The following is a 16,151-nucleotide window of genomic DNA, read 5'->3' as shown; positions in this document are numbered from 1 at the left end:
TTTTCTCCTCCTACATCCAATCCAAAATCTGAATCTTGCTTTTTTCAGTCCAAACGCCGACATCCCCTGTCGGATAGAGGTATTCGCCTGTTTGATGTTTGAATGGATGCGGAATTTTATGCGCCTCCATCCAATCGGCAAGCTCCCCACAAAGTGCTTTTATATCCTTTGCACCGATAAAAATATCCCCAGGAAAGCCTATCGGCATGAGCTGATGCTCATCACTCAGGACATAAATTTCCGTTTCACAGGAAGGATCATGCACACCTGAGTAGACCTCTTCTTGGTCTGGGTACAGCACGCTGACTTGTCCGTTTTTTGCCCAATCGCTGATCATCCGTTCTTTTTCTTCATTTGTCACGATTGTGAAGGAAGAGAGCGGTGTCTCCACTTGTTCTGTCATGGCTTCAAGTGTGTGAATCAGCTGCTGCATCAGTGATTGTATTTGCTTTTCTGTATATTGATTTAAGCGGTATGTGACCCGAAGCTCCAGCGTATCTCCCGGAACAGCCACAAGGGTTAAGTCATAATTCGTTTCTTCATGGCTTGCGATGTCTAAGATGCGTACACCATACGGCTCAATGGATTCAATCGGATAATTTTCAAACACGACAATGCTGTCAAACAATGATTGTCCACTCGGGATATCGGTCATCTGCTGAATATCTGGCAGCACCGTATACTCAAATTCCCGCATGTGAAAAACGGTTTCTTGCGTATGTGCCAGCAGGCGGGCGATGGTCCAGTCTGGTGCAATCGGCAAACGGAGCGGCAAGGTGTTAATAAAAAGCCCTGTCATGCTTTCAACCTCTGGTAAGTCCGCTGGCCGGCCAGATACGGTCACACCAAATATGACATCCTCTGAGCCTGAATGAAGGTGCAGGAGCAACCCCCACGCTGACTGTATCAGTGTGCTCATCGTGACCTTCTGCGCGCCTGTCATCTCTTCTAGTTTCTGCTGCATCTGGGGCGTCAGTTTGACACTAACCTGCGTGATACCTGCTCCATGATCCGAAGCCTGCTCACTGTCTCCAGGAAGCGGTGTTGCTTCCTCTACCCCTGACATATAATGTTTCCAAAACGCATTCGCCTTCCCTTGATCCTGCTTTTGCAGCCACTCGATAAAATCTTTATATGGACGTACAGCAGGGAGGTTGATCTCCCGTTCGTCTACAAGGGAGCGATACAGCGCAAAGGATTCTTCAATAAAGCTGAACAAGCTCCAGCCATCTATTAAAATATGATGAAAGCTAAAGACAAACGTGCATTTTCTTTCATCACAATGGAATAATGCAATACGGATAAGTGGTTCATCAATATCTTCTAAATCGAAATCCTTTGAACGATCGGATACTAAATAGTGTTCAATGATTTCCTTCTGATCCGTTTCACTCAGGTGGCGCACATCGTGCTGAGTGAGGTGAATACTTCCTTCTGATTGAATCAACTGGACAGGCTCCTTTAACCCTTCCCAAGCGAATCTTGTCCGCAAAATCGAATGACGTTCTACAAGGAGATTCCATGCTTGTTCATAGGCTTCGCCGTCCGTTAAGCCTTCAAGCGTCATATGCACCTGACCAAAGTAAGCTTGTGACGCTTGATCCAATAATGCATGAAACAGCATCCCTTGCTGCATTGGAGACAGTGGATACACATCGACCACATTGTCTGGTAGCTCGTCTATTTGCTTTTGCGTGAGCTGAACCATAGAGAAATCAGATGGTGTAAAGCCGCCTCTTGCCTCTACACAATGCGTCAGAATGTCCTCCATTTTTTCTTTGAAACGCTCAGGTAACAAGCGCACATCTTCATGCTGGAGCAGCTCTCGATTCATCATAAAATTCATTTGAAGCTGTCCATTGACAACGTATCCGTACACATCAATTAAATGCTGCCTTTCTGCTTTCGGATCGTGTACATGTCCATTTCGTTCATCTGCTAAATAAAGCTTCACCTCGCCATCTGTCTGATCTAACTGTCCAAGGTAATTAAAGCTCATCTGCGGCGCTGCCGTTTTGAGTAAACGAGATTCTGTCATGTATTGAAGTAAGCCATAGCCGATTCCCTTTTGCGGCACAGCTCTTAAGGTTTCTTTGACGTCTTTGATTTGTCTTTCAACATCGGTTTTAATAAAAGGAATAAAAATAGGATAAGAGCTCGTAAACCAGCCGACTGTCCGTGACAAATCCATCTGTTCAAATAAATCCTCGCGTCCATGCCCTTCTAACGTGATGAGTATTGGCTTTCCAACGGCTTGTGCAAGTCCTGATAAGAGTAAATCGTTTACCTCTGTTCGGTACGCTTGAGATGCCTGCCTTAGTAAAATGTCGGTTTGTTCCTTCGTCAATTGAACAGACAGGATATCTGCATGTTCTTCTATATTAGAAAGCGCAGGCGTTTGAAAAGGGGAACCCTCTTCCTCTTGATCCGTGATCTTTTGCCAAAAAGGGACCTGCTCTTGTAATTGATCTGTTTGTGCATATTCATATAGTGCATCTGCCCACTGCTTATAGGAGGCGGTTTTCTTTGCAAGTACTATTTCCTGCCCCGCAGCAAGCTGCTTCAGTCCATTTATTACATCTTCTTGTATAATGCGCCACGATATGCCATCCATGACGAGATGGTGTGCAGCGATGAAAATCTCTGACGTATCATGACTTGTGTGAAAAAGAATAGCCTTGATCACTTCTCCCCGCTCTAATGACAATGTTCCTTGACAAGCTCCTGTCTCTAATCGGATTTGTTCAAGCGCCTCCTCCTGAGAAACATCCGTCAAATCAAAGGATGTGATACAAGGGGTAATGCCAGGCTCACGAATCGTTTGGACCCACGTGCCATCTGCCTCTTTTGTATATGTCGCTCTTAACATATCGTGATGATCGGCAACCTTTGAAAGAACCTGTGTTAACTGCTTTAGCGACACGGACTGCTTGAATTGGAAATGTGCCGATAGATTCCAATAATCTTGGTTTGTCATCGATTGCTCAAAAAACCAAGATTGGATCGGAAGCAGACGAACATCTCCTGTAATAGGTGCCTGATTATAGGACACAGAAACATCTGCCTTTTTCATGACGAGGGCAAGCTGTGAAATGGTCTGCTTTTCAAACACATCTCTCGGCTGGATGATGTAGCCTTCCTGCGCTAAGCGTGCCACCATTTGTATGACAATAATGGAATCTCCGCCAAGCTCAAAGTAGTTATCATGTACACCGATGGAAGGAGCGCCAAGCAGCTGAGACCACACCTTTTCTAACATTCGTTCTTCCTCACTGACTGGTCTGTCAATTGGCGTATCCACTTCTTCCTGTCTCCACTCTGGCGGCGGGAGACGCTTTTGGTCTACCTTGCCGTTTGGTGTGAGCGGCAGTTCATCCAGCTCCATCAATAGGCTTGGCACCATATAATCTGGCAGCATTTCTTTTAATGCTTGGCGAATGGCTTGCTGGGTCAATGCACCTTTTTGGACAAAATAACCGATCAAGCGTTTATGACCACTCTCGCGTTGATGCGGGATAACAGCACATTCTATGATGTCCTCAAAGCTCAACATAGCGGCTTCAATTTCTCCACATTCGACCCGGTGTCCACGAATTTTCACTTGATGATCAATTCTTCCAAGGCAGTCGATGATGCCATTTGACAGCCAACGGCCCATATCGCCTGTTTTATATAAACGCGCTCCTTCTTGGAAAGGATGCGGAATAAATGATTGCGCTGTTTTTTCTTCATCTCCAAGGTAACCAAGTGCAAGTCCTGTTCCGCCAACGTAAATCTCACCAATGACGCCTTGCGGGACCGGCTGCAGCTGGTCGTCTAGTACATAGGCTTGTGAATAAGTGATTGGCTGACCGATTGGAACCGTAGCCTGACCGTCGTCCAATGCTCGAATGTGATGCACACAGGAGAACGTCGTATTCTCAGTTGGTCCATAGCCGTTTAAAAGCCCTTCAGGCAAATACGGCAGTGCTTTACGGATATGAGCGGCAGACAAAGCATCACCGCCGACCAATAAAGCGTTGAATCCAGATAAGGCTTCTGGATGTTCTTCTGTTAACCGGTTGAACAGCGGCACAGTCAGGAACCCTGTTGTGATTTTGTAAGCTTTCAGCGTGTCAGCCAGTGTATTCATTGATAAAATCGTATTACGATCGGTGAGTATCAGCCTTCCTCCGTTCAGAAGGGCCCCCCATATTTCATACGTAAAGGCATCAAAAGAAAAGCTCGCGATTTGTAAAATGCGCGTATGTTCATCAAGGGTGACATAGTCTGTTTCACATACAAGCCGGATGACCGCTTGATGCGGAATTAGCACCCCTTTTGGCTGTCCAGTCGATCCCGATGTGTAATTGATATAAGCAAGTCCATCAGGGCTTAGGGCAGCAGGGATGACTTCTCCTTCTGGTAAAAACTCTTCATACCCCTCGTCAAGACAAATGAGCTCGGTTTGACTGATCGACACCTTTTTCAGCCATTCGTTTTTTGTCAGCAAAAGCTTAATGCCTGTATCCTTCAGCATATAATCAATGCGTGATTCCGGATATTCAGGATCAATTGGCACGTAAGCGCCCCCCGCTTTCACAATCGCCAGCACCCCAAGGATCATTTCAGGCGACCTGTCGATAAGAAGCCCGACGGGTTCATGCGGGGTGACTCCTCGTTGCTGCAAATAAGCGCCAAGCCGATCGACTTTCTCTTGTAACTCGCGATACGTCCACTGCTCTCCCTGGAATTCGAGAGCAACTGCATGTGGTGTCTTTTTCACTTGCGCTTCAAATCGTTCCGTGATCAGAAGTGAGCCTGCTGGTTGATCCGTTTTGCCGCTCCATTCATAGAGCAATTGATGCTTCTCTTTCTCTGGCAGGTAATTCATTTGTCTGATCGGCTGCGCCGGATTTTCACAAATACTTTCGAGCAGCATCTCATAGTAACGGAGGAATCGATCCATCGTGTCTTCAGAAAATAAGTCCGCATCATACTCAAGTTTTAATTGAAGACCCTCAGCCCCTTCAAAAACAAATAGAGATAGATCGAATTTGGCTGTATCGTTATCTTCAATGTCTAAAACCGATGTCGCCTCCCCCATTGGAGATGCTTCCAGCGGTAAGTTTTGCAGAACAAACATGACCTGAAACAGCGGCTGCTTACTGGCATCACGTACAATGTTCAGTTCATCTACCACCATCTCAAACGGCACATCCTGATGCGCATAGGCGCCGACTGTTGTCTCTTTTACTCGCTCTAATAGCTCTGCAAAAGCAGGATTCCCGCTATGGTCGATCCGAAGTGCCAATGTATTCACGAAAAATCCGATCAAATGCTCCATCTCAGTACGATTTCTTCCAGCAATGACCGATCCAATCACAAACTCATCCTGTGAAGACAATCGATGTAAAAGCGTAGAGAAAGCAGAAAGTAAGGTCATATAAAGTGTGCTGTCTGTTTTCTTAGAAAGTGCAGCGAGCTGCTCAGACAACGACTTCGACAATCGATATTTTTTCGTTTTTCCTTTATAGGATTGAACGGCTGGCCGCGGATGGTCATACGGCAATATCAAATCTTCCACAGGTGCCGCAAATTGCTCCTTCCAATAGGAAAGCTGCTTATGCAGCGTCTCGCCTGTCAAATACTCCTTCTGCCATAGCGCATAATCGGCATATTGAATAGGCAGTGGCGGCAGGTGAGGCTCTCGCCCTTCGATCATCGCTGTATACCACTCTGATAGCTCTCGCGCGACAATACCGATCGACCAGCCATCTGACACGATGTGGTGAATGGACATCAGCAGCAAATGATCTGTTTCCGACAACCGAATCAGTTTCACTCGAAAGAGCGGATCATGCTCTAAGCGGAAAGCTGTGCCCGCCTCTCTTTTCGCCCATTCAGACGCTTTTTGTTCTTTTTCTTCCTGTGACGCCAGGTCTGATACATCCACCACCTCAAGCCCTGGTAAGGTCATATGTTCATGAATGATCTGTACCGGTTCATCTCCGCTCATGGAAAAGGATGTTCTGAGCGATTCATGTCTTTGCACCATATGCTGCAAACTGCTCTGAAGCACCTTCACATCTAAAGGACCATTCATCCGAAAGGAAATCGTATTATTGTAAAACGGCAGATCTGGCTCTAATTGATAGAGAAACCACTGTCTTTGCTGGGCGTAGGACATCGGAATCTCCTGACCCTTTTCCATTTTTCTAATCAGAATCGCTTCATCCGCTTTGGCATGTGAATCAATCCAGTCCGCTAGTTCCCCAAGTCGCGTATGTTCAAAAAGAACAGCGAGCGGCACATCAAATCCCGTTCTTTGTCTAACCGCAGACAGCATTTGCGTTGCCTTCAGCGAATGACCTCCCAGTAGAAAGAAATGATCACCGCAGCTGATATTTGAGACATCGAGCAGCTCTGACCAAATGTGCGCCAAGAGTTTCTCCGTCTCTGTTTGAGGAGCTCTATCCTCTGAATTCTGTCCGCTTTCTTCTATTAATTCATTGAAAAACGCTTCATCCGGCATCCCGTCTTCTGTTTCTTTCCAACATTCCTCAGGATAGAGATGCACGGAGTATTCACCAGATAGACGAGACTGTAAACACGTATGAATGGAATGATACAGCCGTTCTTCAATCGCCTTTGTTTGATCGGTTTTGAAAAAGACATAAATGGCTTGCTCTTTTTGTATCTCCGCATGCACCATCTCCTCAATCTCTTTCTTCGACCGATCTAATCCCATATACATGAGTGGAGCATCTGTCATCAAACATGCCAGCATCGTCTGGAAGCCCACCTGCTTTGAAATCGGGAGATAGCCTCTTTCTTGTAAAATACCTTTGATCATGGAGCCTTCGCTCATTCCGATCTCGTCCCACATGCTGAAACTAAAGCAATACGGCTTCACTGTAGATGTCAACTTCTGATAATGAGCAAATTGTTCAACGAACTCATTGGCAGCGCAATAGGCGCCAACGGTCATCCCGCCCTTTAACGTACGTGCTGACGAACTAGAAAGGAATAAGACGTTCTGACGTTTGGAAGCAGCTTCATGAAGTGCAATCGTTCCATATACCTTTGCTTCGTACATGTCATGTAAAGAAACGGACGTCATGTCTGCAAGCAGCTCTTCTTGAATGATGCCAGCGAAATGAATGATGCCATCCAGCCTTTTGCCTCGAGCCACCTCCTGCCTGGAGATGAGGGCTTCAACCTCTTTCGCATCCGTGATATCCACTTTTTCATAAAGAACGGTGCCACCATGGTCTTTCGCCTGTTTCTCTAGTGAAGTCAATATGTCTTGCTGCTCCGCAGATAAAGCCTCTCGCTCCTTTCTTCCAAGTAACACAAGGTGTGCTTGATCAGACTTCAGCAGGTGTTCACTCAGTAAGCTCCCAATTCCGCCAAGTCCGCCTGTCATCACGTAAAGCCCGGATGATTCAAATGGCGGTTTCTTCATCTTTTGTTCTTTTTCCAGATGAAGCGGTGATAAAAGTGGAATATAACGAACACTTCCGCGATAAGCGGCGATATGACTGCGTTTGTCATATGTGCATTCTGTCATGATGGCTGATGCATGGGAACGGCTAGATGCCGATTCTGTCAGAGAAAAATCAAGACATTGCACCTTAATAAACGGCCATTCATGCTGAACAGCTGTCATCAGTCCCACTGTTGTTGCTTTTTCTACATCATGTGTTTGATCTTCCGGCAAATTCATCGCATGAGCTGAGACAAAGGTGATCTCAACAGGTTCCTCATAGACGGCGACCGTTTTTGATAAATATAATGCACTCATGCTGCCAGCTTTCTGTGCTTCTTTCGCCACGGCCACATGAAGCTTGTCTTTCTGATTTGTATAGTTCCAAAGGTGAATGATTTGTTTCACCGAAACGCCATACGAACGGAGCGTCTCAAAGAGTTGTTCGTAGTCAGACGGCCGATTCGGGTGGATGATGAAGTGAGTGTGAGTGAGTTGTGTGAATTCTTGACCCGGTTCAACCGTAATGTATGTTTGTTCACTGTTTGAAAGAGATTTCAACTGATCTGCCAGCCCTAATGCATCTGCAAAGATCACGATGTCCCCTACTATTTGCTTTTCAGCTGCATCAAGCGGAGCAGGTGTCCACTCCTTTTGATAGCTCCAATCAGGCAGAGTGTGTTCATTTTCTAGTCTGATGTCCATTTCCTTGATGATTTCATCGAATTCGCCTTCCTGCCATCTTGTCTTGAGCTGCGCCCTTTCTATTTTTCCAGAGCTTGTTTTCGGAAATGCATGCTTCTGTACAGGAATAATACGTGATGCAGACAGACCCATTTTTGTCGCAATATGGGATTTGATGTGCTGACTTGCCCTCATGATATATGAAGGCTCATATAGCTTCGGTGTAAAAAAGAGAATCAATTCATCGGATGCAGAAGCCTCCATCCGAACGGAGCAAGCAGCCACAAAGCTCGTTTCTACTCCTGGCACTTCCTCTGCAATGGCTTCAATTTCATAGTTGTGATAATTTTTCCCGTTGATGATGATCATGTCTTTTTCTCTACCGGTTAACGTCAGCCTTCCTTCGTGCAGGAAACCTAAATCTCCTGTGTGAAACCAGCCATCTGTTTGAAATACTTCTTGATTCGCTTCGTCATTCTTGTAATAGCCCTTCATTGTCGTTAGCCCTTTGATTTGCACGCTGCCAATGTGATCTTCTGGAAGAAGCTCCTGCTGATGATTGACGATGCGAATCGTGATACCTGGAATCGGTCTTCCCAGCTCTGTAAAGCTGACGGTTCCTGTCTCACGCGCCTCAGCTGGTCTTAGCTGCTCTGTTAGCGATGTTTCTTCAAAGGTCAGTACCCCGCTGTTTTCATCTCCCCGCTCAATCGCAAAGGAGAAGACAACTGCTGATGAGATTTCAGACATACCGAAAGCCGGCCGGATGACATCTCCCTTTAAGCCGTGCGGAGCCAGCAAGTGTAAAAACCGGTGAATCGTCTTCGGTACGACCGCTTCTGCCCCATTGATCATGCAGGTCATGGCAGAAAGATCCCAAGACCCTGAAGAAATTTCTTTCTCATAATCATTGATCATCGCAAACGCGAAGTTAGGCGCCCACGTCTTCGTTGCACGGTAGCGATCCATCCAGTCAAGCCAGCGCAACGGCTGAGCGATGAAATCATCTGTTCTTGCCCGAATCTGCTCACAGCCCGTGTACACATTGACAAGGTGAAACATGACAATACCGCCAATATGGTCTAAAGGCATCCAGTCTAACGAGACATCCTCTTGTGTAAATTGATTGGCTGCCACCGTTCCTTTGACATTCGCAAGCACACTTCTATGAGAATGCTCTACGCATTTTGGCATCCCTGTACTTCCAGACGTTAAGATAAAAAAAACAGAATCATCTGGCGCCGCGGGATAAGCCCCTGTATCTCTTTCTAAAGAAAGCATCGGCTCGACTGCTGCTACACGTAATTGATCTGTATGCCACAGCAAAGCTAAGCCTTGTACCTCTTCGATCAATGCGTCATCTGTTAGAATAAGCGGATGCTCTAGCAGCTCCCATGCATGATGGAGTTTTTTCACTGCGGCATTCATCTCCCGGTAGGTCGGAGCAGCCGATACAAGTGTCGGAACAAATCCGCCTAACACACATGCCCAAAAGGCAGTCACCATCGCATGATTCGATGAAAATTGAAAGAAAACAGGATCGCCTGCCTTTAGACCCAGCTCCCTTAAACCCGTCAGAACCCGCTCGGCGTCTTCCTTTAACTGCGTGTAGGATTGCGTGAGTTCGTTCTCGCTATTCACGATATAGGTGAGTCCATTTGTCGTTTTTGCAGCCTCTGTTAAGACGTCCTGCAAGGTCTGTGCTCCTTTTGTGATATCTATTTCCCCGCCATAGGAAAGGGCGGGCGGCATGTCCGCCAAAGCAGGCGCAGCCGTTTGCATGTGTATCGATTCAGCTGCGGCCTCCTGCTCAAAATGATTGTCGAGAAATAAATGAGAGAGGTGATATGGCCGCGGTCGAATGGTTTTTTCACGCGAAAAAACAGCGAAGCGTTCAATTTCGTTGGTTTGTAAAATGGTTGTCTTTACATCTTGTAAAATGGCATCCATTGATTCATATAGACTCGATTGGTTAATGGTTGATGGTTTCATATGAGTTCCTTTCCTTTTTTGTCAGGCAGGGCTGCAGGACTGCACCCCTACCTAACCTAAAGTTTACAAAACTGGTTCTCTATTTTTTTGATTGAATATCCTTTTGATCAGCTGTGCATTTTGGGCTGCACATTCTTTATGCTTGAACATTTGAGCGTGTTGACCGTAGCCTTGATATTGGCTATAAACACCGGTCGTCGCATGCGCCCAATTTTCCATCCAGTCCGGAATCTCAATTCGTTCTTCAGATTGGATAAAATAAATATCTGCTTGTATCTCTCCTTGATTCACCCCCTTAACAAATGTTTCATAGTAGGCCCGCGTCTTTTGAGCAAGCGCTTCTTGGACGAGCTCCGCATGAGCCAATTCACTATGCTTCGATTGTTGAACGATCACTTCTATATCGTCATCAATGGATCGTCCTTCTAAGTCACTTTCTCCGATTTTCTTATAGGAGTCGATCATGATGACCTTTTCGACTGTACGCCCCGCTTGTTCAAGCGCTTGAACGAGTTCAAAGGCGAGGTAGCAGCCGCCAGAGTAGCCCATTAAAGTCAGCGGTCCTTTTGGCTGAAGGTGCTGAATATGCTGAGCGTACTGCGACATTCGGTTATCCGTTTCGATAAAATCAAAAGCAATGAGACGCACATCATCGAGCGTTTTTGCTGCTTCCTGATAAATGAAACCATAGCCCGGTAATGGCGGGAGAGCAAAGACGGTTGACGATTGAGATTCATTGAATACAAGATAGCCAGCGGCTTCCTGGTCCTGCTTTTGAATATAACGACTGATCGCTTCAATCGTTGGCGTCTCAAACAACAAGTGAATGGGCACCTGGACCTCGAATTCCTTAGACACTTTGGACAAAAGTGACATCGCTTTTAAGGAATGTCCGCCAAGCTCAAAGAAATGGTCATCCGTGCTAATATCATCACGTTCAAGCACTTCCCGCCACATCACGAGCAGCTTTTGTTCTACTTCATTTACTGGCAGCTTCACATGGCGCTTTCCTTGCGGCGCCTCAGGTTTTGGTAGCTGGCGTTTATCAACCTTTCCATTAGTCGTGAGCGGAAGATTATCGAGTCTGATCAGCTCATGAGGCAGCAAATAAGCCGGAAGACGCTCCTTCAGCCCAGACTTGATCACATCGAGCTTGTCCTTCCATTCATCCTCACATGTGATATAGGCGAGCAGTCTTGTATGATTTGTTTCATCATGGTCAGCTATGAGTGCAGCTTGTTTTACACCTGGATGTACAAGAAGATGGGCTTCAATTTCTGTTAGCTCAATTCGGTGTCCACGAATTTTCACCTGATCATCTACTCTGCCTGCATACTCAAGCAGACCGTCTTCTCGAAAATAAGCTAGGTCTCCGGTGCGATACAGCCTTTCCCCCGCAGCAAATGGATGCGCGATAAAGGCTTGTTTTGTCAGGTCCGGACGATTCAAATACCCCTTCGCTAGTCCTTTGCCGCTAAGACAAAGCTCTCCGACCATGCCAATCGGCTGAAGCTGTCCTTGCTGACTCAATATATACGCACTCGTTTGATTGAGCGGCTTCCCGATTGGAATAGAACGTGCCTCTGCCGGTATGGCTTCATCTACAGGATAATAGGTGGCGAATACTGTTGATTCGGTCGGGCCGTATACATTGATCAGTCTGCCTTTCCCCATCACATCAAAGGCTTTCCTTACATGCTGAACCGATGCCCGCTCCCCTCCAAACAGCACCTTACGCACACCACGCATCCAGTCTGTCCCTTCATCAACGAGAAGATGGAATAAAGCCGTTGGAACAAACATGACAGAAATGCTTTCTCCTCTAATCAGCTCAGTCAGCTCGCACATGTCTAAAATGGTCTCTTTTTTCGGGAGTACAAGCTTCGCACCGTTTAAAAGCGCGCCATATACATCAAATGTAAAGCCATCAAATACGCTATTAGATAACGACAGCAATGTATCTGTTTCTGAAATGGTTAAGTAATTCGTATTTTTGACCACCCGGGCAATATTGGAATGGGTCGTCATGATGCCTTTTGGCTGTCCCGTTGTGCCAGATGTATACATGATGTATGCCGTATCATGTAAACCTGCTTCAAGCAGTAGATTCTCCGAGCTCATCAGTGAAATTTCTTGATCATCTGCAAAAAGATAAGTGCCATCAAACGCGAGTGTCTTCGCCTGACTAATGAAGGTCGAGTGAATCAGAAGATGCGTCGCCCTGCTGTCTTTCAGCATATATTGAATGCGGCTTTCCGGATAATCGGGATCAATTGGCACATAGGTTGCGCCTGCTTTTAAAACAGCAAGCAAGCTGACAATGAGTTCAGACGTGCGATCTGCTAAAATGGCGATGACCGTTTGATGTGACACCCCATATTTTTGTAAATGCCTTGCCAATCGATTGGCCTGTTCATTCAGCTCTGCATATGTCATCGTGTGCTCTCCCGTTGATAAAGCCACCGCATTTGGCTGTTTGCGGACATTATGCTCAAACCATTTAGACAAATAGAGCTGATCATGCTCAAGCTCAGGTGCATTCCATTCCTCAAGAATCAGCTGCTTTTCCTGCTTCGTCACGATAGTAAGTGTGTGAACCGATTGATCTGGATGCTTGATCGCCTCTTTTATCAAAACAATCAGCTGCTCCTTTAACCGGTGGACAAATGCAGGGTCAAATGCTCTTTGGTTAAAGGCTAGCTTCAATTGCAATTGTTCTCCGGGCGAAGCAAGCAAATTGAGATCATAGTTCGATTTTTCATATACATTCATTTCTTCTACAGTAAACCCTAGCAGAGCCTCTTGTTCGTCCTTCTTTGCAGCTGGGACATTCTCAAACACCACAATATGATCAATGAGTTGCTGCTGACCTGCCTTTGCCTGAATATCATAAATCGGGATATATTGATGCGGTTCTGCCGCAAGAGACTGCTGCTGTGTATCTGATAATAGAGAACGAAATGTCATTTGATCTGTCAGCTGAATTCTTCTCGGGATGACATTGATGAACAATCCAACCATCCTGTCAACGCCAGCCAAATCTGCCGGACGTCCTGACACAACCGTTCCAAACAGCACATCGTTTGACCGCTGATACCTGCTCAGCAGAATCGACCAAACCGATTGAAGCGCACTGCTTAACGTAGCGTTCTGCTGCAATGCTAGCTCTGATAAAGCAGTTGTTTCTTTTTGGCTCATCGACCATTCGATTTCGCCTAATTCATGCTCGTTTGTTTGTTTTCGTTGTTCTTTAAAGGTCGATTGTCCATCAAACCCTGCTAATGATTGCTGCCAATATTGAAGTGACGCTTGTTTATCTTGTTTTTCCAGCCATTGAATATATTCTTTATATGGTTTGACCGGCTCTAGCTTGTAAGGTAGGTCATGCAAAAGCGCATGGTAAATCGCAAATAATTCCTGTACGACAAGTCCAAAACACCAGCCATCTAGCAGGATATGGTGATAGCTCCATATCCAGCGATAGCTAGCAGGACCCGTTTTGAAAACGGAAGCCCGCATGAGAGAATCCTTCGAGAGGTCAAAGCCTCTCAGTTGATCTTTTTGTTTGAAAGCCTCAATACGCACAAGCTGTTCGTCTTCAGAAAGATCCTGCATGTCCACGACATCAAGTGTAAAAGGACGTTTCTTCAACACAACTTGAACAGGGCGCTTCACTTTTTCATGGAGAAACACGGTACGAAAAATATCGTACCTTTCCACGATGATATTCATGCTTTTTTCAAGCAAGTCATGACGAAGTGTGCCCTTCACGTTCATATCCATCTGCTCTACATAAAAGCCCTTTTCTTGATGATGGAGGGTATGAAACAGCATTCCTTCTTGCATCGGTGACAGATAATACATGTCTTGAACTTGATCCCTTTTAAATTGACTCATCTATTTCACTCCTCCTTCCCTTTTTCATGACTGATCTAGTAGTGTTAGGTCAATTTCTCCTCGAGCATGTCAAAAATGTCGTCCATCTCATCCATTTCAAGATCAGCAGCAGTGAAGTCACTTGGCGTAAACTCTCGTTCATGACGTGCTAAGCAATGCGTGATAATGGATTGAATTTTTTCCTTTAGCAATGCCATGAACTGCTGAATTGTCTGTTCTTCATATTCACTTGCACAATAGGAGCACGACAGAATGAAACGATTATGTTGAACAAGACCACTGAGGTTCAGCTTATAAACAGCTTCCGAATCTGGGCTTGCTTGGCGCCCCATATCATAGGCTGACGGCCTAAAGAGTTCTGTCGTCACTTCTTGATCAATCTGCCCAAGATAGTTCAAGCTGATTTCAGGATGTACGTGTTGTGCTGATGGCTCCGTTGCTGTCACGTATTTTAAAATGCCATAGCCAATTCCTTTATTCGGCACACGTCTCAGCATCTCTTTCGTTCCTTTAATGGCATCAGCTATTGTCTGACCCTGCTTCGCTTCAAGAACGACTGGATACATACTCGTAAACCATCCAACCGTGCGGGATACATCTAACCCTGATAAAATATCCTCTCTTCCATGACCTTCGAGCTGCACATGTACATGAGATTGACCTGTCCATTCCTGAACGGCAAGGCCAAGAGCACACAGGAGAACATCGTTTATTTCTGTTGTGTACGGAAGGTGAATATCGGTCAAAAGATGCTCCGTTTCTGTTTCTGTCAGCTGCATTTGGACCGCTTTGGTTTGAGCGACTTTTCTTCCTTTCACTTCATGATCAACAGGTAAAGTGGTAAATGGCATGCTGTCAATCTCTGTCCAATACTCATGTTGGCTTTTTAATGGCTGTGACTGTGCGTAGCGCTCTATCGCCTCTGCCCATTCTTTGAAGGAGTGGGTTTTTGACGGCAAAACAAACGTTTGTCCTTGTTCTGCTTGCTGATAAAGGGACATAAAGTCCTCTAGTAAAATTCGGCATGAGACACCGTCAATGACAAGATGGTGGGTCACCATGAGTAGATGATCACCGTTTTCTGTATGGAAACAAATCACTTTCATGAGCGGACCTTTTTCGAGGTTCAGCTGCCGCTGATACTCATTGGCATATATGGAAATGGCCTTTTTCACGTCCTGCTCTTTTGAAACATCACAAGAAATGATCGAAAACGGTTCTGTGAGCTCCCGCTGATTGTATTGCAGGATGTCACCATGCTCCTTTTTGTACACCATGCGCAGTGCATCATGATGTGAGAGCAGTTTTTGCAAGACTTGTTCTGTGATTGCCAAGTCAAACCCTTTTGGCGCATGAAGCATCATCGAGAGATTCCAATGGTGCTGACTGCTGAACTTTCGTTCAAAGAACCAGCGCTGAATCGGTGTCAACATGACTTCCCCTTCACCATTTGAATGCCTTTAATGGAATCTCCACCGAGGAAGAAGAAGTGATCGTGAATGCCGACTTGGCTCACACCAAGCACATCTTCCCAAATGCCGCAAAGAAGGGCTTCGATTTCATCTCTTGGTGCTTCGTATGCCGTTTGGTTCGCTTCCATGTCAGGTGCTGGCAATGCTTTCAGATCGACTTTGCCGTTTGCCGTCATTGGAAATTGGTCGAGATGGATGATCCATGAAGGCACCATATAGTCTTTCGCGCACCAATCACATATTCCCAAATGCCGCAAAGAAGGGCTTCGATTTCATCTCTTGGTGCTTCGTATGCCGTTTGGTTCGCTTCCATGTCAGGTGCTGGCAATGCTTTCAGATCGACTTTGCCGTTTGCCGTCATTGGAAATTGGTCGAGATGGATGATCCATGAAGGCACCATATAGTCTGGCAACGTTCGTTTTAGACTTTCTTTCAGGGCTGTCGTTTCTTCATCGGTGATGACATATGCGACAAGCGAATCTTGTTCGCTCGTATCTTTGACTGTTGTTACAACTGCCTCTTTGACTGCATCCAGCGCAAGAAGCTGGGCTTCAATTTCCGATAGCTCTATACGGAAGCCGCGGATGTTGACCTGATGGTCTTTTCTGCCGAGATAGATCAAATAGAAATATTACGTC

The 16,151-nt window shown here is 45.8% G+C and carries 2 protein-coding genes and 2 pseudogenes; all 4 read right to left on the bottom strand.

Translation table 11 applies throughout. The annotated features are described in order from the left end of the window. Positions 1-10: 10 nt before the first annotated feature. Entirely contained in the window at positions 11-10,144 is a 10,134-nt protein-coding gene (locus BA70_RS15825) for a non-ribosomal peptide synthetase (RefSeq protein ID WP_034324251.1), read from the bottom strand. 63 nt (positions 10,145-10,207) lie between these two features. Next, positions 10,208-14,041 carry a non-ribosomal peptide synthetase gene (locus BA70_RS15820; RefSeq protein ID WP_034324250.1) on the bottom strand — a complete coding sequence of 1,278 codons (3,834 nt, stop codon included), beginning with the start codon at positions 14,039-14,041 and terminating at the stop codon, positions 10,208-10,210. A gap of 44 nt (positions 14,042-14,085) precedes the next feature. Beyond that, positions 14,086-15,734 (bottom strand): annotated as a pseudogene (locus tag BA70_RS15815) (condensation domain-containing protein); the annotation flags it as partial. A 41-nt stretch (positions 15,735-15,775) separates the two neighbouring features. Next, positions 15,776-16,135, bottom strand: a pseudogene (locus BA70_RS20665) (AMP-binding enzyme); the annotation flags it as partial. Positions 16,136-16,151 lie beyond the last annotated feature (16 nt).

This window comes from Bacillus zhangzhouensis (assembly GCF_000715205.1).
GTDB classification, from domain to species: domain Bacteria; phylum Bacillota; class Bacilli; order Bacillales; family Bacillaceae; genus Bacillus; species Bacillus zhangzhouensis.
The sequence above is the reverse complement of the archived record's forward strand: the minus strand, read 5'-3'. Positions and strand labels throughout refer to the sequence as shown.